Source organism: Pseudoxanthomonas fibrivorans (assembly GCF_041464125.1).
Classification (GTDB): domain Bacteria; phylum Pseudomonadota; class Gammaproteobacteria; order Xanthomonadales; family Xanthomonadaceae; genus Pseudoxanthomonas.
The window spans coordinates 2,045,976-2,065,781 of sequence record NZ_JBGNUG010000001.1; the positions used below are offsets into that span (position 1 = coordinate 2,045,976).

18 protein-coding genes and 1 riboswitch are annotated in these 19,806 nt (G+C 71.0%); of the genes, 11 read left to right on the forward strand and 7 right to left on the reverse strand.

What is annotated here, in order from left to right:
- Positions 1 to 240: 240 nt before the first annotated feature.
- The 3 genes from ACA089_RS09365 (at position 241) to ACA089_RS09375 (ending at position 2,586) form a co-directional block, all read left to right on the forward strand.
- Positions 241 to 1,605 (forward strand): DEAD/DEAH box helicase, encoded by a 1,365-nt coding sequence (locus ACA089_RS09365; protein WP_372016097.1) that lies wholly within the window; start codon positions 241 to 243, stop codon positions 1,603 to 1,605.
- Between the two features lie 48 nt (positions 1,606 to 1,653).
- Positions 1,654 to 2,007: a 6-carboxytetrahydropterin synthase QueD gene (gene queD / locus ACA089_RS09370; RefSeq protein WP_372016100.1), complete on the forward strand. Its 354-nt coding sequence runs from the start codon at positions 1,654 to 1,656 to the stop codon at positions 2,005 to 2,007.
- Positions 2,008 to 2,196: 189 nt separating this feature from the next.
- Entirely contained in the window at positions 2,197 to 2,586 is a 390-nt protein-coding gene (locus tag ACA089_RS09375) for a phasin family protein (RefSeq protein WP_372016103.1), read from the forward strand.
- 113 nt (positions 2,587 to 2,699) lie between these two features.
- Here ACA089_RS09375 and bioD read toward each other — a convergent pair whose 3' ends face one another.
- Both bioD and ACA089_RS09385 read right to left on the reverse strand, forming a co-directional pair.
- Entirely contained in the window at positions 2,700 to 3,365 is a 666-nt protein-coding gene (gene bioD / locus ACA089_RS09380; protein WP_372016106.1) for a dethiobiotin synthase, read from the reverse strand.
- Positions 3,358 to 4,092: a TMEM175 family protein gene (locus ACA089_RS09385; RefSeq protein ID WP_372016107.1), complete on the reverse strand. Its 735-nt coding sequence runs from the start codon at positions 4,090 to 4,092 to the stop codon at positions 3,358 to 3,360. Before ACA089_RS09385 ends, bioD begins: the two co-directional genes overlap by 8 nt.
- An 87-nt stretch (positions 4,093 to 4,179) precedes the next feature.
- On the opposite strand from ACA089_RS09385, the gene ACA089_RS09390 reads away from it, so the two are divergent.
- From ACA089_RS09390 to ACA089_RS09405, 4 genes are all read left to right on the forward strand, one after another.
- Positions 4,180 to 4,665, forward strand: a complete 486-nt coding sequence (locus ACA089_RS09390; RefSeq protein WP_372016110.1) for a GAF domain-containing protein — start codon at positions 4,180 to 4,182, stop codon at positions 4,663 to 4,665.
- Positions 4,662 to 5,057: a TfoX/Sxy family protein gene (locus ACA089_RS09395; RefSeq protein ID WP_372016113.1), complete on the forward strand. Its 396-nt coding sequence runs from the start codon at positions 4,662 to 4,664 to the stop codon at positions 5,055 to 5,057. Before ACA089_RS09390 ends, ACA089_RS09395 begins: the two co-directional genes overlap by 4 nt.
- 96 nt (positions 5,058 to 5,153) lie before the next feature.
- Positions 5,154 to 5,391: riboswitch (cobalamin riboswitch) on the forward strand.
- A 121-nt stretch (positions 5,392 to 5,512) separates the two neighbouring features.
- Positions 5,513 to 7,366 (forward strand): TonB-dependent vitamin B12 receptor, encoded by a 1,854-nt coding sequence (gene btuB / locus ACA089_RS09400; RefSeq protein ID WP_372016116.1) that lies wholly within the window; start codon positions 5,513 to 5,515, stop codon positions 7,364 to 7,366.
- Between the two features lie 143 nt (positions 7,367 to 7,509).
- Positions 7,510 to 7,797 carry a DUF2218 domain-containing protein gene (locus tag ACA089_RS09405; protein ID WP_372016119.1) on the forward strand — a complete coding sequence of 96 codons (288 nt, stop codon included), beginning with the start codon at positions 7,510 to 7,512 and terminating at the stop codon, positions 7,795 to 7,797.
- 20 nt (positions 7,798 to 7,817) lie between these two features.
- Here the strand turns inward: ACA089_RS09405 and dinB are convergent, their stop codons facing one another.
- Entirely contained in the window at positions 7,818 to 8,924 is a 1,107-nt protein-coding gene (dinB, locus tag ACA089_RS09410) for a DNA polymerase IV (RefSeq protein WP_372016122.1), read from the reverse strand.
- A gap of 112 nt (positions 8,925 to 9,036) precedes the next feature.
- Here dinB and fabA point away from each other — a divergent pair, with 112 nt between their 5' ends.
- The gene (gene fabA, locus ACA089_RS09415; protein WP_372016124.1) at positions 9,037 to 9,552 is read left to right on the forward strand and encodes a 3-hydroxyacyl-[acyl-carrier-protein] dehydratase FabA; all 516 of its coding nucleotides are present in this window, start codon (positions 9,037 to 9,039) and stop codon (positions 9,550 to 9,552) included.
- 2 nt (positions 9,553 to 9,554) lie between these two features.
- The gene (gene fabB, locus ACA089_RS09420) at positions 9,555 to 10,769 is read left to right on the forward strand and encodes a beta-ketoacyl-ACP synthase I (RefSeq protein WP_372016127.1); all 1,215 of its coding nucleotides are present in this window, start codon (positions 9,555 to 9,557) and stop codon (positions 10,767 to 10,769) included.
- A gap of 55 nt (positions 10,770 to 10,824) precedes the next feature.
- On the opposite strand, the gene ACA089_RS09425 is transcribed toward fabB, so the two are convergent.
- Positions 10,825 to 12,873: a M3 family metallopeptidase gene (locus ACA089_RS09425; RefSeq protein WP_372016130.1), complete on the reverse strand. Its 2,049-nt coding sequence runs from the start codon at positions 12,871 to 12,873 to the stop codon at positions 10,825 to 10,827.
- Between the two features lie 125 nt (positions 12,874 to 12,998).
- Positions 12,999 to 14,102, reverse strand: coding sequence for a PLP-dependent cysteine synthase family protein (locus tag ACA089_RS09430; protein ID WP_372016133.1), 1,104 nt, complete (start codon positions 14,100 to 14,102; stop codon positions 12,999 to 13,001).
- Positions 14,103 to 14,251: 149 nt separating this feature from the next.
- Here ACA089_RS09430 and ACA089_RS09435 point away from each other — a divergent pair, with 149 nt between their 5' ends.
- Positions 14,252 to 15,994, forward strand: a complete 1,743-nt coding sequence (locus tag ACA089_RS09435; RefSeq protein WP_372016135.1) for an alpha/beta hydrolase — start codon at positions 14,252 to 14,254, stop codon at positions 15,992 to 15,994.
- A gap of 41 nt (positions 15,995 to 16,035) precedes the next feature.
- Here ACA089_RS09435 and ACA089_RS09440 read toward each other — a convergent pair whose 3' ends face one another.
- Positions 16,036 to 16,260 (reverse strand): hypothetical protein, encoded by a 225-nt coding sequence (locus tag ACA089_RS09440; RefSeq protein WP_372016138.1) that lies wholly within the window; start codon positions 16,258 to 16,260, stop codon positions 16,036 to 16,038.
- A 168-nt stretch (positions 16,261 to 16,428) separates the two neighbouring features.
- A complete protein-coding gene (gene glmS, locus ACA089_RS09445; RefSeq protein WP_372016141.1) occupies positions 16,429 to 18,261 on the reverse strand; it encodes a glutamine--fructose-6-phosphate transaminase (isomerizing) in 1,833 nt (610 codons plus the stop codon).
- 242 nt (positions 18,262 to 18,503) lie between these two features.
- Between glmS and ACA089_RS09450 the strand changes: the two genes are divergently transcribed.
- Complete coding sequence (locus ACA089_RS09450) at positions 18,504 to 19,778, forward strand: efflux RND transporter periplasmic adaptor subunit (RefSeq protein WP_372017731.1); 1,275 nt, start codon at positions 18,504 to 18,506, stop codon at positions 19,776 to 19,778.
- The last annotated feature ends 28 nt before the right edge of the window (positions 19,779 to 19,806 follow it).

Here is a 19,806-nt window from a genome sequence, read left to right on the forward strand (position 1 = left end):
CGACATCGCGTAGAATCCGCGCCCTGATCGCCTGCGGCCGTCCGTTTCCCTTCGGGACCGGCAGCGCCGGGTCCGCCCGACGCCCGCCCCACTCCGACGCCATCCGCCAGGCCATCGGGCCGGTCCATCCGGCCGCCATCCCTCTCGCAGCGCGGTTCACGGGAACGCTCCGAGCCACCGATCGAAAACCGATCAGTCCGCGCGCCATGGGCCCGCGGATCGTTGCCATGGAGCTGTCCAATGTCGTTCGAATCCCTGGGCCTTGCGCCCTTCCTGCTGCGCGCGCTGTCCGAGCAGGGCTATGAAACCCCCACCCCGATCCAGCAGCAGGCGATCCCGCTGGCGCTGGACGGCCACGACCTGCTGGCCGGCGCCCAGACCGGCACCGGCAAGACCGCCGCTTTCGGCCTGCCGCTGCTGCAGCACCTGGGCACCTCGCCGCAGGCGGTCAACGGCCCGCGCAAGCCGCGCGCGCTGGTGCTGGCCCCGACCCGCGAGCTGGCCACCCAGGTCCACGACAGCCTGCGCGACTACAGCAAGTACCTGCGCATCCCCAGCGCGGTGATCTACGGCGGCGTCGGCATGGGCAACCAGCTCGACGCGCTGCGCCGCGGCGTGGACCTGGTGATCGCCTGCCCGGGCCGGCTGATCGACCACATCGAGCGCCGCAGCGTGGACCTGTCCGGGATCGAGATCCTGGTCCTGGACGAGGCCGACCGCATGCTCGACATGGGCTTCCTGCCGTCGATCAAGCGCATCCTCGCCAAGCTGCCGAAGCAGAACCGGCAGACCCTGCTGTTCTCGGCGACCTTCCCGGAAACCATCAAGCAGCTGGCCATGGAATTCATGCGCCACCCGCGCGAGGTGCAGGTGACCCCGCAGAACACCGTGGCCGAGACCATCGCCCACCGCGTTCACCCGGTCGACACCGCGCGCAAGCGCGAACTGCTGCTGCACCTGCTCGGCCAGGACGTGCGCGTGCAGACCCTGGTGTTCGCCAAGACCAAGCACGGCAGCGACAAGCTGGCCACTTTCCTGGAGAAGTCCGGGATCCAGGCCGCGGCGATCCACGGCAACAAGAGCCAGGGCCAGCGCCTGCGCGCGCTGGGCGACTTCAAGGCCGGCAAGGTCAAGGTGCTGGTGGCGACCGACATCGCCGCGCGCGGCATCGACATCGACCAGCTGCCGCGGGTGATCAATTTCGACCTGCCGATGGTGGCCGAGGACTACGTGCACCGGATCGGCCGCACCGGCCGCAACGGCGCGACCGGCGAGGCGGTCTCGCTGGTGTCGCAGGAGGATGCGAAGTACCTGCGCCAGATCGTGCGCCTGCTGGACCGCGACATGGAGATCCGCGACCTGCCCGGTTTCGAGCCGCAGGTGCCGATCCGCTGGGGCAACAGCGCACCGGGCAAGGCCGAGGTGCCGGGCGGGCAGCGTCCGCCGCGCCGCCACGCGCGTCGTCCCCACGGCGACGCGCCGCGCCACGCCCATGCCGGTCCGAAGAAGCACGCCGGCGGTCCGCGCGAAGGCGGCAACAACGCCAATGCCAACGCCGGCCGCCGCCAGCGCGGTCCGCGTCGCGGCGGCCACGCCCCGGCGTGACGGCCGCGCCGCACCACGTACGACGCCCCTGACCCTCAGCGGATCGCCATGGACATCTTCAAGGTCTTCACCCTCGAGGCCGCGCACCGGCTCCCGAACGTGCCCGATGGCCACAAGTGCTCGCGGCTGCACGGGCATTCGTTCCGGGTGGAGATCCATGTCTCCGGCGAGGTCGACCCCGGCACCGGGTGGGTGATGGATTTCGCCGAGATCAAGGCGGCGTTCAAGCCGCTGTACGAGCAGCTCGACCACCACTACCTCAACGAGATCGAGGGGCTGGAAAACCCGACCAGCGAGCGCCTGGCCGGCTGGATCTGGGACCGGCTCAAGCCGGCCCTGCCGCTCCTCAGCGAAGTGGTGGTGCACGAGACCTGCACCTCGGGCTGCCGCTACCGGGGCTGAGCCGGCGCATTCGGCCCTCCGACACGGGCTCCGAAGCCTTGCCCCCGGGATCCACGGGGCGGTTATCTATCTGATTTATCGATCTTTCCTCACGGATCGAAAAAATCTTCCCGAAAGTTGTTGCATTGCAGCAAACGCGGGTCTATGCTGCGTCGCACCATAGAGGCAAATCCGACAACGGAGTCCGCCATGTCCTACCAGTTCAACGACCAGTTCGCCGCCTACACCCACCAGTTCGCCGCTGTCGCCGCGCGCGTGAACCGCCTGGCGCTGGAGAACGCCGAGACTGTGTTCGGCGTGCAGCTGCGCACGTTCGAGAAGAACATCGACGCCACCACCAGCTACCTCGGCGAGCTCGCCGATGCCCGCGACCTGGAGGCCTACAAGACCCTGCTGCCGAAGGGCCTGCAGATCGCCCGCGACAACGCCGAGCGCGTCGCCGCCGCCGGCCAGGAAGTGTTCGGCCTGACCCTGAAGACCTCCGAGGTCCTCGGCCAGCTGGCGAAGAGCCAGTTCGAGGCGGCCACCGACCAGGCCCAGGCCACCGTGGCCAAGGTCGCCAAGGCTGCCAAGCGCTGATCGCCTGACAAAAAAGCTTCAAAGAATTTGCGCGGCTCCCCTCCCTCCGCGCAAACCCAGACCCGGCAGCTCCCTCCCGCTGCCGGGTCTTTTTTTTCCGCCGGCCTTAGCCTCTAGGGCAGCGTGATGCGGCCGGCCAGCGCGTCCGGTCGGGGATCGGCCAGGTGCGGCAGGTAGCCCAGCCGCGGGGCCTTCAGCCGCATGTCGAGCAGGGCCAGGTTCTCGTCGCGACACGCCATGCCGGGATCGACGGCACTGGCGATCCAGCCGGCGAGTTCGAACCCGTCCGCGGCGATCGCATCGGCGGTCAGCCGTGCGTGGTTGAGGCAGCCCAGGCGCAGGCCCACCACCAACACCACCGGCAGTCGCAGCGCGCGGACCAGGTCACGCTGGTCCAGGGTCGCCGACAGCGGCGCGGCCCAGCCGCCGACCCCTTCGACCACGACCACGTCGGCCAGGGCCTGCAGCCGCGCATGCGCGGCCAGCATCGGCTCCAGGGTCACGCTGACGCCCGCCAGGCGCGCGGCCAGTTCGGGCGCCAGCGGCTCCGGCAAGGCGAAGGGGTTCAGGGTTTCGTATGGCGGTTGCGGCCCGCTGGCATCGCGCAGCGCCAGCGCATCCGCGTTGCGCCAGCCATCGGCCGTTCCTTCGCAGCCGCTGGCGACCGGCTTCATGCCGACCGCCGTCCTGCCCTGCGCGCGGAAGGCGTGCAGCAGCGCGCAGCTGGCCAGCGTCTTGCCGGCTCCGGTATCGGTGCCGGTGACGAACAGGCTACGCATTCGGCGCCTCCGTCTCGTCGGAACGCTCGAGACGACGCAGCGCGCGGCGCCGCCCGAGCACGTGGAGCAGGCCGGTCAGCGACAGCAGGAAGTACAGCAGGCCGGGGATCGCGACCTGCCATGGCGCGGCCCGCGTCGGCAGCGACAGCGCCACGCCCGCCGACAGCATGCCGATCACGCAGAAGTAGCCGTACGCGGCGACTTCGCCCATCGCATCGGCGGCCGCCTCGGTGTCCAGCCCGAGCAGGCCGCGACGCCGCCACGCGAGCAGGTACAGCCCGCCCATGCACGCCGACATCGACGCGAACGCCAGCCCGTAGAACACGAACACGAACGCGATCTGGGTGGCGCCGGAGATGTCCGACAGGGGCATCGGCAACCAGCCACCGCTGATCCAGGCGAAGAACGTCCCCAGCAGCAGGCGCAGCGGGTACACGTAGACCAGCACCAGGAACACCAGCAGCAGGCTCAGCAACGTGGCCAGCATGCCGTCGAGCCGGTAGCGCCGGCTCCAGCGGACGTGCGCGTACCAGAACAGCGCCAGCAGGGCGAAACCCGCGGCGAAGGCGGGAATCTGCTTGAGCGCGAGCACCAGCGCCTGCACGCTTCCCGGGATGCGCTCGGCCGAGATCACCAGGATCGTCACGGCGAAGGCGAAGGCCGCATCGACGAACGCTTCCAGGCGCGTGGTACCGCCGCCGCGCCAGCCCGACGGGTGCTGGTCCATGTTCTCGCCTCCTGTGGCCCCGCCGGGATGATAAGTCCACCCGCGCGGCGCGGCGATGGCCGATCCCGATGGGGTTAGAATCGCCCCATGTCCTTCTCCGCCATCCCCCTGACCGGCAGCAAGCCGGACCAGTACGCGCAGCTGCTGGCCCAGGCGCGCGGCCTGCTGCATGGCGAGCGCGACCGCATCGCCAACGCCGCCAACCTGTCCGCGCTGGTCTACCACGCGCTGCCGCAGCTGAACTGGGTGGGCTTCTACTTCTACGACGGCAACGAGCTGGTGGTGGGTCCGTTCCAGGGGCTGCCGGCGTGCGTGCGCATACCGCTCGACAAGGGCGTGTGCGGCGCCGCCGCGCGCAGCGGCCAGACCCAGCGCGTGGCCGACGTGCACGACTTCCCCGGCCACATCGCCTGCGATGCCGCCTCGCGCTCCGAGCTGGTGGTGCCGCTGTTCGACGGCGGGCGCCTGGTCGGCGTGTTCGACCTCGACAGCCCCGAACCGGGGCGCTTCGACGCGGACGACCAGCAAGGCCTGGAAGCGCTCGCCGCCGCCTTCGTCGAGTCGCTGCGTTGAGTACCGCGCAGCTGCGCAACATCGGGCCCAAGAGTGCCGCCTGGCTGCGCCAGGTCGGACTGCGCAGTGCCGAGGACCTGGCCACCGCGGGCGCGGTGCAGGCCTTCCTCAAGGTCAGGCGCGCCGGCTTCAAGCCAAGCCTCAACCTGCTCTATGCGCTGGAAGGCGCGCTGCTGGACTGCCACTGGCACGATGTTCCCGAGGCGCGCCGCGCGCAGCTGCTGGCCGAGCTGGAAGCCGCCAGCGCGGCCCTGCCGCCGGCGCGTGGCCGGCCCGTCGGCGGACCGGTCACCACCGCGTTCTATGGCGAGGGCGGCGGGAACACCGAGGGTCCGTCCGCGCAGGATGCACCGGCGGCGGAAGAAGACGACGGCGGCAACCGCTTCACCTGAGCCGCTGCTCCCTGCCGGACCCCACGCTGGCCGGCAACGACGCCTTCCATGACCTGGGTCAACCTGGCGACGGACGCGTGCCGCTGCCGATCGCATACAATCCCCACCCTGCAAGGTGACCCGGTCGGCGCATACCGCCCGGGTTGAAACGGGAAGCCGGTGCGTCCGGGGTGCGAACCCCCGACAAGGCCGGCGCTGCCCCCGCAACGGTAAGCGACCGCAACGCGCGACATCCGCCACTGTGCCCCGCACGGGAAGGCGTCGCCGCTGGAGTCCGGCACTCGCCGGAATCCCGATCGTGAGCCCGGAGACCGGCCTTGCGGAACCCAGGTTGCGATGCGGAGGGCATTGCGGCGTGCCGATGCCGCATGGCGTCTGTCCGCTCCGTGCATCCTCCTCTCGCGACTCCCCACACTGGCGCCGGGTGCGGCGCCACGCATGCATGGAGTTGCCCGATGACGTTCCGCCCGCTGTCCACCGCCGTCGCCCTGGCGCTGGCCCTGCCCCTTTCCGCCGGCACGGCCCTCGCTGCCGACCAGGCCACCGACCTCGACGAGGTCCTGGTCACCGCGACCCGCACGCCGGTCGCGCTCGGCGACAGCCTTTCGCCCGCGCAGGTGATCGGCCGAGCCGAGATCGAGCGCAGCCAGGCCACCTCGCTGCAGCAGCTGCTGTCCGGTCGTGCCGGCATCAACCTGACCAACACCGGCGGCCTGGGCAAGCAGACCTCGCTGTTCCTGCGCGGCGCCGGTTCCAACCAGCTGCTGGTGCTGGTGGATGGCGTGCGTATTGGTTCTGCCACCGCCGGCCTGCCGGCGCTGCAGGACCTGCCGGTCGAGCAGATCGAGCGGATCGAGATCGTGCGCGGCCCGCATTCGAGCCTGTATGGCGCCGACGCCATCGGCGGCGTGATCCAGATCTTCACCCGCCGCGACCGCGGCGGCCTGCAGCCCCGCGCGATGGCCGGCATCGGCAGCAACAACCTGCGCGAAGCCAGCGCCGGGCTGGGCATGGGCGGCGAGCGCGGCTGGTTCGGCGCCGACTTCGCCTTCGTGCGTACCGACGGCATCAACGCCTGCGATGGCACGGCCGCCGGCTGGGGCGCGGGCTGCTTCGCCGACGAACCGGACCGCGACGGCTACCGCAACCGTTCGGCCACCCTGCGCGGCGGCAGCAAGCTTGGCGACGCGTGGACGCTCGAGGGCAGCGCGCTGCGCGCCGAGGGCTACAACCACTACGACGGCAGCTGGGCCAACTATTCCGAGACCGTGCAGCAGGTGTACTCGGGCAAGCTGCGCTTCGCGCCGACCGCCTCGACCACGCTGCAGGCCACGGTCGGCCGCAGCTACGACGACTCCGACGACTACGGCGCCACCGGCCTGGTCGGCGGCCTGGAAACCCGCCGCGACCAGGCCGCGCTGCAGGGCGACTTCGTCCTGCGCGAGGGCCACACCGTGACCGCCGGCCTGGACTGGCTGGACGACCACATCACCGGCACCACCGCCTACGACGTGGACAGCCGCGACAACACCGGCGTGTTCGCCGAGTACCAGGGCCGCTTCGGCGCGCAGCAGCTGCAGGCCGGCCTGCGTGGCGACGACAACGAGCAGTTCGGCAGCCACACCACCGGCAACCTCGGCTGGGGCTGGCACTTCGACGGCGGGATCCTGCTGTCCGCGCGCTATTCGACCGGCTTCCGCGCGCCGAGCTTCAACGACCTCTACTACCCCTACTACGGCAATCCGGACCTGCAGCCGGAGGAATCGAAGAACCTCAACATCGGCCTCTCCGGCCAGGCGGACGCCTGGCGCTGGACCGTCGACGTGTTCGAGAACCGCGTCGACGACCTGATCAGCTTCGATTCGGCCACGTTCCTGCCCGGCAACGTCGACACCGCGCGCCTGCGCGGCGGCGAGATCACCGTGGCCACCGCGTTCGCCGGCTGGGACCTGGCCGCGCAGTACAGCCATGTCGACCCCCGCAACCGCTCCGAAGGCGCCAACCGCGGCAACCTGCTGCCGCGCCGCGCGCGCGACACCGGTCGCATCGACCTGGACCGCGATTTCGGCGCGTTCGCGTTCGGCACCACGGTCAATGCCGCCGGCAGCCGCTATGACGACGCCGCCAACCTGGTCCGCGTGGGCGGTTACGCCACGCTCGACCTGCGCTTCGAGTACGCGCTCGGCCGCGACTGGACCGTGCTCGCACGGGTGACCAACCTGTTCGACCGCGACTACCAGCTGGTCGACTGGTACAACCAGCCGGGCCGCGAGTACGGGCTGAGCGTGCGCTGGCAGCCGAAGGGCTGATCGCTCCACGGACCCCGGCATCACGATGCCGGGGTCCGGACGCCGGCGCAGCGGTGGGGAACGCATCATCCCGCCGGTGGCCACGGCCGCGCGCCGCAGGTTGCCTAGACTTGGCCGGGCCGTCCCCCATGGATATCCGACCCATGCCGACCAGCCGCGCCCTCGTGGCCTCCAGCGATGCGCCGCGCCTGCTGCGCACCCTCAGCAACCACTGGCGCCACAGGTTCGACGTGCGCCGCGACAGCGACACGCACGCCCACATCCCCTTCGCCGAAGCCGCCGGCGCGGACTTCGAGGTCGCCGGCGACGCCCTGCTGATCCGGGTCGTCCACGACGATGGCGCCGGCATGGCGCGCCTGCGCGAGGTGATCGAATCGCACCTGCAGCGCTTCGCCCGCGACGAGACCCTGGATTTCCACTGGCAGGCCTGAGCCTGCCCCAGCCAGCCGGCTCACTCGCCGCTGACCCCGCTCCCGGTGAACAGGTCCGCCTGCACGGCGAGTTCATCGGGCTCGCTGAAGCCGGCCAGGCCAACGCCCACCAGCCGGTAACGCGTCGAATCGGGCAGCTGCACCCGCGTCCGCAATCCCAGCGCGATCTCGGCCAGGGCCTGCGCACTGGCGGGTGGCGCATCCGGCGTCAGGCTGCGGGTCAGGATGCGGAACTGCGCGGTCTTGAGCTTGAGCACCACGGTGCGGGCCACGCGCCCGGTCTTGCGCGCGGCCTGCCAGGTCTTGTCGGCCAGCGCTCGGATCTGCGCGTCGAGCGCGTCCAGCGGCAGGTCCTCGGCGAAGGTGTCCTCGGACGACACCGACTGCACCGGCTGGTCGGGCTCGACCGGCCGCTCGTCGATCCCGCGCGCGCGCCGGTACAGCGCCGCGCCGAAGCTGCCGAAGCGCTGCTGCAGCTCCTCGAGCGGCCGCCCGCGCAGGTCGCCGACCGTGGCGATCCCCAGCGCCTCCAGCTTGCCCTGCATGACCTTGCCGACACCCGGGATCCGCCCGACCGGGAGCGGCGTCAGGAACGCCTCGACCTGGCGGGGGCGGATCACGAACAGGCCATCGGGCTTGCGCCAGTCCGAGGCGATCTTGGCCAGGAACTTGTTCGGCGCCACGCCCGCCGAGGCGGTCAGGGCGGTTTCCTCGCGGATCCGCGCGCGGATCGCCTCGGCCACCGCGGTGGCACTGGGCAGGCCGGACCGGGCCGCGGTGACGTCCAGGTAGGCCTCGTCCAGTGACAGCGGCTCGACCCGCTCGGTGTGCGCGAGCATGATCGCGCGCACCTGCCGCGACACGGCCTTGTAGCGCGTGAAATCCGGCGGGACGAACACCGCGTCCGGGCACAGCCGCTCGGCGCGCAAGGCCGGCATCGCCGAGCGCACGCCGAACTTCCGGGCTTCATAGGAGGCCGCGCACACCACCGAGCGCGCGCCGCGCCAGGCGACCACCACCGGGCGGCCGCGCAGCGACGGGTCGTCGCGCTGCTCCACCGACGCGTAGAACGCGTCCATGTCGACATGGATGATCTTGCGTTGCGGCGGCGCCGCGTCCTCGGCCATGGCCCCATTGTGACGCCGGCGGGGGGCGAACACACGCCTGCGTATGTCCAAGCATTTGATTGAAACGGGGTTTCTCGGGCACGATTTGATGCTTTTCCGCTCCGGACCCCCCATGACTCGCGCTTCCTCGTTCACCCGCGAACAGCTGGTCGCCAGCGGTCGCGGTGAACTGTTCGCCTCAGGCGACGCCCGCCTGCCCGCCGACCCGATGCTGATGTTCGACCGCATCGTCGAGATCAACGACGACGGCGGCAAGTACGGCAAGGGCTTCATCCGCGCCGAACTCGACATCCGCCCGGACCTGTGGTTCTTCCAGTGCCACTTCATCGGCGACCCGGTGATGCCCGGCTGCCTGGGGCTGGACGCGATGTGGCAGCTGGTCGGCTTCTACCTGACCTGGCTCGGCGCGCCGGGCCGCGGCCGCGCACTGGGGTGCGGCGAAGTGAAGTTCACCGGCCAGGTGCTGCCGAAGGCCACGCTGGTCACCTACGAGGTCGACATCAGCCGGGTGATCAACCGCAAGCTGGTGATGGCCCAGGGCGACGCGCGCATGCTGGTCGACGGCCGCGAGATCTACACCGCGAAGGACCTGCGCGTGGGCCTGTTCACCTCGACCGAGGACTTCTGAGCATGAGCCGCCGCATCGCCATCACCGGCATGGGCATCGCGTCCTGCCTGGGCAACGACCTCGATACCGTCTCGGCCTCGCTGCGCGAAGGCCGTTCCGGCATCCGCTTCCTGCCCGACCATGCCGAACGCGGCCTGCGCAGCCAGGTCGGCGGCGCGGTCGAACTGGACCTGGACGCGGTGATCGACCGCAAGCTCAAGCGCTTCATGAGCGACGCGGCCGCCTACAGCTACGTGTCCATGCGCGACGCGATCGCCGACGCCGGCCTCGACGAGGCCAGGGTCAGCGACCCGCGCACCGGCCTGATCGCCGGGTCCGGCGGCGGCTCCAGCCGCTGGCAGGTGGAGACCGCCGACCTGCTGCGCGAGCGCGGCGTGCGCAAGGTCGGCCCGTACATGGTCCCGCGCACGATGTGCTCGACCGTGTCGGCCAACCTGGCCACCGCCTTCAAGATCAAGGGCCTGAGCTATTCGATCAGCGCGGCCTGCGCGACCTCGGCGCACTGCATCGGGGCGGCCGCCGACCTGATCCGCCACGGCGCGCAGGACATCGTCTTCGCCGGCGGCGGCGAGGACCTGGACTGGACCATGAGCGTGATGTTCGACGCGATGGGCGCGCTGTCGTCGGGCTTCAACGACCGCCCGCAGCAGGCCTCGCGCCCGTACGATGCCGACCGCGACGGGTTCGTCATCGCCGGCGGCGGCGGCATGCTGGTGCTGGAGGACTGGGACCACGCGGTGGCGCGCGGCGCGCGCATCCACGCCGAACTGGTGGGCTACGGCGTCACCTCGGATGGCGCCGACATGGTCGCCCCGTCCGGCGAGGGCGCGGTGCGCTGCATGCGCATGGCGCTGCAGGGCCTGGAGCACCGCCGGATCGACTACCTCAACACCCACGGCACCTCCACCCCGCTGGGCGACGTGACCGAGCTGCAGGCGGTGCGCGAGGTGTTCGGCACCGAAGTCCCGCCGCTGTCCTCGACCAAGGCGCTGTCCGGCCACTCGCTCGGCGCGGCCAGCGTGCACGAGGCGATCTACTGCCTGCTGATGATGCGCGACGGCTTCATCGCCGGCTCGGCCAACATCGGGACGCTGGACGAGCGCGCCGAAGGCTTCCCGATCGTGCGCGAGAGCCGCGAGGCGCGGCTGGACCTGGTGGCTTCCAACAGCTTCGGCTTCGGCGGCACCAACAGCACGCTGGTGTTCGCACGCCCCTGAATGCCGGCACCACCGTCAGCATGAAGAAGCCCGGCGCGAGCCGGGCTTCTTCGTTTCAGGCCTGCGCGGCGGCGCCGGCGTCGCCCGACATCCCGGAATGGCGCAGCAACGCGTCGATGCTCGGCGCCCGCCCCCGGAACGCGGTGAAATTCTCCAGCGCACTGCGGCTGCCGCCGCGCGACAGCACCTCGGCCAGGAAACGCGCTCCGGTCGCGGCGATGGCGTCGGGCGCTTCCTCGAACGCCGCGTAGGCGTCCGCGCTCAGCACCTCGGCCCACTTGTAGCTGTAGTAGCCGGCCGCGTAGCCGCCGGCGAAGACGTGGCTGAACTGGTGCGGGAAGCGATGCCAGGCCGGCGCCCGGTTCACCGCCACCTCGTCGCGCACGCGCTCCAGCAGCTGCAGCACGCTGTCCTGCGCCGGGTCGAAGCGGCTGTGCAGCTCCATGTCGAACAGGGCGAACTCGAGCTGGCGCACGGTGAGCATGCCGCTCTGGAAGTTCCGCGCCGCCAGCATCTTCTCGAACAGCGCGCGCGGCAGCGGTTCACCGCTGTCCACGTGCGCGGTCATCGCCTGCACCCGCTCCCACTCCCAGCAGAAGTTCTCCATGAACTGGCTGGGCAGTTCGACCGCGTCCCACTCCACGCCGTTGATGCCGGCCACCGGCAGCTCGCCGATGGCGGTCAGCAGCTGGTGCAGGCCATGGCCCATCTCGTGGAACAGGGTCGTGACCTCGTTGTGGGTGAAGGTCGCCGGCTTGCCGTCCACGCCCTTGCCGAAATTGCAGACCAGGTATACGAGTGGCGTCTGCATCGACTGCGAACCGACGCGGCGGTTGCGGCCATCGTCCATCCAGGCGCCGCCACGCTTCCCCTCGCGGGCGTACAGGTCCAGGTAGAACTGGCCCAGCAGCTGCCCGGACGCGTCCTCGACCCGGTAGAAGCGCACGTCGGGATGCCAGGTCGGCGCCGAATCCTCCCGCACGTGCACGCCGTACAGCGATTCGATCACCGCGAACAGGCCGGCGAGCACGCCGCGCTCGGTGAAGTAGCGCTTCACCTCCTGCTCCGAATAGCTGTAGCGCGCCTGCCTGAGCTTCTCGCCGGCATACCCCAGGTCCCAGGGCTGCAGCGTGTCGAGGCCCAGCTGGTCGCGGGCGAAGGCCTCGAGCTCGGCGCGGTCGCGGCGCGCGAACGGCAGCGCGCGGCCAGCCAGGTCGCGCAGGAAGGCGAGCACCTCGTCGGGCGACTGCGCCATCTTGGTCGCCAGCGAGTACTCCGCGTAGCTGGCGAAGCCCAGCAGCGCGGCCAGTTCGGCGCGCAGTTCGAGGACCCGGTCGATCAGGCCGCTGTTGTCCAGCTCGGCCGGACCTGCATCGGACGCGCGCACGCCGCTGGCGCGGTACAGCGCCTCGCGCAGGCCGCGGTCGTCGGCATAGGCCTGGACCGGCAGGTAGCACGGCATCTGCAGGGTCAGTTTCCAACCGGGCTTTCCTTCCTTCTGCGCCGCCGCGCGGGCGGTGGCGACGACCTCCGGCGGCAGCCCGGCCAGGCGCGCCTCGTCCTCCACGTACAGCGCGAACGCATCGGTGGCATCGAGTACGTTCTGCGAGAACTTCGCCGACAGTGCCGCCAGTTCCTCCTGCACGGCCGAGAACCGGGCCTTGGCGGTGTCCTCGAGTTCGGCACCGCCGAGGCAGAAGTCGCGCAGCGCGTTCTCCACCACCTTGCGGCGGACGGCATCGTCGCCGGCGAATCCGGCCGAGGCGGCCAGCGCCTTGTACTGCGCGAACAGCGCCAGGTTCTGGCCGAGCGCGCTGCCGAAGCGGGTGACCCTGGGCAGGTTGGCGTTGTAGGCCTCGCGCAGCTCCGGGGTGTTCACCACCGCCTGCAGGTGGCCGACCTGGCCCCAGGCGCGCCACAGGCGCTCGGTGGCGTCTTCCAGCGGCGTGACGAAGGTCGGCCAGGACACCGGCGCCACCGTCTCCGCCGAGGCGACCGCCGCTTCCGCCTCGGCCAGCAACGCATCGATCGCCGGTCCGACGTGTTCGGGGCGGATCGCGTCGAAGCGCGGCAGGCCGGAAAAATCGAGCAGCGGATTGTCCATGGGTCTCGGGGGCGTTGGGGACTATGCGATACAGATGCGCGCCGCGGCGCGGGAAATCAACCCGACGCCGGGCAATTCACCACGTTCGACGGGAGCCGGGGAAGGAAGCCCGTTCCGGCCCTGGATCAGAGCTCGCCGCAGGCCGGCAGGTCCGCCAGTGCCGCTCCGGCGACCGCCGCCGCGATGGACCGGTCGGCGCCCTCGACGTCGATGCCGTGGCGCGCATACCACGCCGGGTCGTAGTAGCTGTGCGCATAGCGCGCGCCGCTGTCGCAGAGGATGCTGACGATCGAGCCGCCCTGCCCGGCCTCGCGCATCGCCTGCGCCGCGCGCAGCACGCCGACGAAATTGGTCCCGGTGGAGCCGCCCACGCGCCGGCCCAGCACCGCGCTGACGTGGCGCATCGCCGCCAGGCTCAGCGCGTCGGGCACCTTGACCATCGCATCGACGCACCCGGCGATGAAGCTGCGCTCCACCCGCGGCCGGCCGATGCCTTCGATCCCCGAGCCGCCCGGGATGGCCAGCGCCGGGTCGGCACGGCCTTCGCGGCAGGTCACGTAGTAGTCGTAGAACACCGAAGTCTGGGGATCGGCGCACAGCACGCGCGTGTCGTGGCGGCGGTAGCGCACGTAGCGGCCCAGCGTCGCACTGGTGCCGCCGGTGCCCGGCCCGCACACGATCCACGCCGGCACCGGGTGCGGCTCCTCGGCCATCTGCTTGAAGATCGACTCGGCGATGTTGTTGTTGGCCCGCCAGTCGGTGGCCCGTTCGGCGTAGGTGAACTGGTCCATGAAGTGGCCGCCGGTCTGGCGCGCCAGGGCTTCGGATTCGCCGTTGAGCGAGCAGGCGCTTTCGACCAGGTGGCAGCGGCCGCCCTGGAACTCGATCGCGGCGATCTTCTCCGGCGAGGTCGACGCCGGCATCACCGCGATGAAGGGCAGGCCCAGCAGCCGCGCGAAGTAGGCTTCCGAGACCGCGGTCGATCCGCTGGACGCCTCGATCACCGTGCTGCCCTCGCGCAGCCAGCCGTTGGCCAGCGCATAGAGGAACAGCGAGCGCGCCAGGCGGTGCTTGAGGCTGCCGGTGGGATGGCTGGACTCGTCCTTCAGGTAGACGGCGATGCCCGGATAACCCGGCAGCGGCAACGGGATCAGGTGGGTGTCGGCCGAGCGGTTGAAGTCGGCTTCGATCTTGTGGATGGCGGCGGCCACCCAGGCGCGCTGGGACATGGACGTGTGCGGCGGAGTCGGTGCGGCGATTCTACCGGCCCCGCGGCACCCGGCCCGGGCCCGGACCGCGGCCCGGGTCACGCTTGCGGCACCGCGGCTATAGTGGGTTCAGTGGCGGCCACGCGCGCCAGCCGAGGGGGACAGGGAGCATGGGCAACTCCGCATCCGCAGGCACCACGCTCGGGAGGCACGGCCGCATGGTGGCCGGCCATGTCCGCCGGCGCCTGTTCGCCCGGCTGGGCAGCACCGGCCTGGTATTCGCCGCCCTGTTCTTCCTGGCCTCGCTGACGCCCAGCCTCACCCCGCGGGTCACCGCGGCGCAGGCGGTCCTGTCCGGCCTGTGCCTGGCCGCCGGCTACGGCGTGGGCGTGCTGTTGCGCTGGCTGTGGGCCTATCTCGAGCTGCCGCTGCCCGGCGCGGCAGGCGAAGGCCGCAGGCGGCGGGCGGTGTTCGCCGCCTGCGCGGCGGTGGCCGCGATCGCCCTGTGGCGCAGCCAGCACTGGGAGAACGTGGTCCGCGCGCTGATGCACCTTGAGCCCGCGGGCCTGCTTCGCGTCCCGCTGGTCCTCGCCGGGGCGATCGTGGTGGCGCTGGTGGCCATCGTGCTCGGGCGTGCGGCGTTGATGCTCGTGCACGCGGTGATGGCGCTGGTGGCGCGGCGGGTGCCGCGCCGCATCGCGCGCGTGGCCGGCGCGGTGGCCGGCGTGCTGCTGCTGGTGAACCTGGTCAACGGCGTGGTCTTCAGCGCCGTGCTCGACATGCTCGACGCCTCGTATCGCCAGGCCGACGCACTGATCCCGCCGGACATGCAACCGCCGACGGTGGCCGACAGCCCCGGCAGCGCGCAGTCGCTGGTGGCCTGGCACGAACTGGGCCGGATGGGCCGGCGCTACGTCGCCGCGCGGCCCACCGCCGGGGACATCGCCCGCTTCGCCGGCCCCGCGGCCAAGGCGCCCCTGCGCGTCTACGCGGGCCTGCCGGCCGGAGACACGCCCGAGGCGCGGGCGAAGCTCGCGCTGGAAGAGCTCAAGCGGGTCGGGGGCTTCTCGCGCAAGGCGCTGGTGGTCATCACCCCGACCGGCACCGGCTGGGTTGACCCGTCCGGCATCGACGGGCTCGAATACCTCTATCGCGGCGACGTGGCCAGCGTGGCGGTGCAGTATTCCTACCTGTCCAGCCCGCTGACCCTGCTGGTCGACCCGGACACCGGTGGCGCCACCGCCCGCGCCCTGTTCCGCGAGGTCTACGGCTACTGGCGCACCTTGCCGCCGGAGCGGCGGCCCAAGCTGTTCCTGCACGGCCTCAGCCTGGGCGCGCTCAACTCGGAGCGCTCCTTCCAGCTGTTCGAGCTGCTGGAGGATCCGTTCGACGGCGCGCTGTGGAGCGGCCCGCCGTTCGCGGCCAGCCAGTGGGCCGCGCTGACCCGCGCCCGCCAGCCGGGCACGCCGCTGTGGCGACCGCAGTTCGGGGATGGTTCGTTCGTCCGCTTCATGAACCAGGACGGCGATGCCATGCCCGCCGGCACGCCCTGGGGACCGATGCGGCTGGTCTACCTGCAATACGGGAGCGATGCGGTCACCTTCTTCGACCGGCACGGCTTCTTCCGCCGACCCGAACTGCTCCACGCACCCCGGCCACCGGACGTATCCCCCTCGATGCGCTGGTACCCGGTGGTCACCATGATGCAGATGGCGATGGATACCTCGCTGTCGATGAGCGCGCCGATGGGCTTCGGCCACGTCTACGCGCCGTCGCACTACATCGCCGCCTGGCTCGAGGTCACCGGCATCGACGACTGGACGCCGGCGGAGATCGATCGACTCAAGCGTTATCTGGACGGGCGCCGCGCGGAGGAGCTGTCCAAGTCGGGCGAGGAGACCGTCGACGGCTGATGCGGGTCAACTCCGCGTCGACGCGCTTCCAACCGGCCGCCTCAGAGCCAGCCCCACCGGACCGCGAACCCTGCAACCAGCAGCGCAAAGCCCGCGAAGGCCATGCCATTGAGCCAGACCAGTCTGCCCCGCCGTTCCGACCGTGAAGCGAACGTGTGGACACCCGGAGCGAAATAGGCCACCGGGACGTTCAGCAGGAAGCCGATCCCGTGCAAGAGGTCTTCCGCCTGGTAAGCGGACCCGTGGAAGAAATCGACGACGTTCATGACGCCCAGCGCGAGGAACAGCAGAGGCCAGAACCTGCCGCGACCGTTCGATCCCCTCAGCTCCATCGTCCCGCCCGCAAGAGTGCCAACCTGGGCCGATGATAGGACCTCGCCCCCGGGACAGGTCCACTTCCCCGGGGTCCTGGCCCAGTGCCGACGACCACGCCGCTACTCCACCGTCACCGACTTGGCCAGGTTGCGCGGCTTGTCCACGTCGGTGCCGCGCGCCAGGGCGGTGTGGTAGGCCAGCAGCTGCACCGGGATGGTGTGGATCACCGGGCTGAGCACGCCCGCGTGGCGCGGGGTGCGGATCACGTGCACGCCCTCCGATTCGCTGAAGTGGCTGTCCTGGTCGGCGAACACGAACAGCTCGCCGCCGCGCGCACGCACCTCCTGCATGTTCGACTTCACCTTTTCCAGCAGGCGGTCGTTGGGCGCGATGACCACTACCGGCATCGCCGCGTCGACCAGCGCCAGCGGGCCGTGCTTGAGCTCGCCGGCCGGATAGGCTTCGGCGTGGATGTAGGAGATTTCCTTGAGCTTGAGCGCGCCTTCCAGCGCGATCGGATAGTGCAGGCCGCGGCCCAGGAACAGCGCGTTCTGCTTGCCGGCGAAGCGCTCGGCCCAGGCCTGGATCTGCGGCTCCAGGTTCAGCGCGTGCTGCACGCTGCCGGGCAGGTGGCGCAGCTGCTCCAGGTAGTCGGCCTCCTGTTCCGGCGCCACCTTGCCATGCAGCTTGCCCAGCACCACGGTCAGCTGGAACAGCGCGGCCAGCTGGGTGGTGAAGGCCTTGGTCGAAGCCACGCCGATCTCGGCGCCGGCGCGGGTGTAGCAGACCAGCCCGCTGGCGCGCGGGATCGCGCTCTCGGGCACGTTGCAGATCGACAGCGTGTGGCGATGGCCCAGCGATCTGGCGTACTTGAGCGCCTCCATCGTGTCCAGGGTTTCGCCGGACTGCGAGATGGTGACGATCAGATGGCGCGGATCGGCGAAGGCATCGCGGTAGCGGTACTCGCTGGCGATCTCCACCGAGCACGGCAGGCCGGCGATGGCTTCGATCCAGTAGCGCGCGGTCAGGCCGGCGTAGTAGCTGGTGCCGCAGGCGAGGATCTGTACGCCGGTAACCTCGCGCAGCACGGCCTCGGCGCCGGCGCCGAACAGGCCGGGCTCGAGGCCGCCCGCGTCGATCGCCGCCTCGATGGTGTCGGCGAGCGCCCGTGGCTGCTCGTGGATTTCCTTCTGCATGAAGTGCCGGTAGGGACCCAGCTCGAGCGAGGCCAGCGAGACGTCGGACACATGGATTTCGCGCTGTACCGGCCGGTCATCGCCGTCGAAGACCTGCACCGCGCCGCGGGTGAGCGCGGCGGTATCGCCCTCTTCCAGGAAGATCACCCGCCGGGTGGCGGAGACAATCGCCGACACGTCGGAGGCGACGAAGTTCTCGCCCTCGCCCAGGCCGACCAGCAGCGGGCAGCCCATGCGTGCGCACACCAGCCGGTCCGGCTCGCTGCGGCTTAGCACCGCCAGCGCGTAGGCGCCCGTCAGTTCCTTCACCGCGGCCTGCAACGCGGCGAGCAGGTCGTGGCCGCCCTGCATGTGGTGGTGGATCAGGTGGGCGATCACCTCGGTGTCGGTCTGCGACTCGAACACGTATCCCAGCGAGGCCAGCCGTTCGCGCTGGGCCTCGTGGTTCTCGATGATGCCGTTGTGGACCAGGGCCAGGTCGCCATGGCTGATGTGCGGGTGGGCGTTGGCCTCGGTCACCCCGCCGTGGGTCGCCCAGCGGGTGTGGCCGATGCCGAGCACGCCGCGGAAGCCTTCCGCCACCGCCGCCTGCTCCATCTCGGCCACCCGGCCGGTGCGCCGCACCCGGCGCACGCTGGCCGCGTCGGCCACGGCGATTCCGGAAGAGTCATAGCCGCGGTATTCCAGGCGCTTGAGGCCTTCGACCAGGACCGGAACCACATCGCGATCCGCGATCGCACCGACAATGCCGCACATGCCGTCTTCCAGAAGCGGATAAGGGCCCGATTCTAGCGGAGCCGGTCCGCCCGCTGGCCTGCCGATGTCCCGGCCCCGCCGATGCAGGTCCCGGCGCTGTCCGCTGGCCGGAAAAGTGTCCGGCAGTGTCCGCTGCCGGTCGCGGACACCGGATCCGCGACAGATCCTCCAATCAAATCAGTCGCTTGAGGTTGGCACGCTGCCTGCGTTACCGGTTACGACTTCCCAGAGCCGTGGCCCCGATGATCCCCGACACCTCCGCGCAGGACCGCCCGCTTTCCGCCGCCACCCGGGCCCGCCCCACCTGGCGCCGCTGGCTGTGGCCGGCCGTGGCGGCGGTCCCGGCGCTGGCGCTGCTGGCCTGGGTGGTCGCCGGCTGGGGCGCGGGCTCGCGCTCCTACGATGCCTCGCGGGTCCGCATCGCCGAGGTCAAGCGCGGCGACCTGGTCCGCGACATCTCCGCCGACGGCCGGGTGATCACCGCCAACAGCCCGACCCTGTACGCCATCGCCGGCGGCACGGTCGCCCTGCAGGTCGTGGCCGGCGACGCGGTGAAGAAGGGCCAGGCGCTCGCGGTGATCGACAGCCCCGAACTGCGCAGCAAGCTGGTCCAAGAAGAGTCCACCCTGGCCAGCATGGAGGCCGAGGCCAGCCGCGCGCAGCTGGACGCGCGCATCGCCGCGCTCACCGCGCGCAAGGCACTGGACCAGGCCGAGATCGACCACGTCGCCGCGCAGCGCGACCTGGAACGCTACGAGCGCGGCCATGCCGGCGGCGCCGTGTCCAACATCGAGCTGGCCAGCGCCCGCGACGAACTGAAAAAGGCCCAGATCGGCCTGAAGACCGCGCAGAGCGACGCCGGCCTGCAGGGCCAGGGCGCGGCGCTGGACGCGCGCAACAAGCGCCTGCTCGCCGATCGCCAGCAGGCGGTGGTGGCCGAGCTGCAGCGCCAGGTCGCCGCGCTGACCCTGCGCGCGCCGTTCGACGGCCAGGTCGGCCAGGTGCAGATCGCGCAGGGCACGAACGTGGCGATCAACGCGCCGATCCTGAGCGTGGTCGACCTGAGCGAGTTCGAGGTCGAGATCCGCGTGCCGGAGAGCTTCGCCCGCGACCTGTCCATCGGCGTGCCGGCCCAGGTCACGAGCCAGGGCACGCAGTTCCCGGCCAAGGTCTCGGCGGTCTCGCCGGAAGTGGTCAACGGCGAGGTCACCGCGCGGCTGCGCTTCGACGACGGCAGGCAGCCGCCGGGCCTGCGCCAGAACCAGCGCCTGTCCTCGCGGATCGTGCTGGACACCCGCAAGAACGTGCTGATGGTCGAGCGCGGCCCGTTCGTCGAGCAGGACGGCGGCCGCTGGGCCTGGGTGGTGGACGGCCGCAGCGCCAGCCGCCAGCCGATCCAGGCCGGCGCCAGCAGCCTGGGCTACGTCGAGATCGTGTCCGGGCTGAAGGAAGGCGACCGCATCGTCGTCTCCGGCAGCGACCAGTTCGGCGACGCCGAGCGCGTGGCGATCAACTGACCCCTCCGTTCCCTTCCCTTCCACCGTT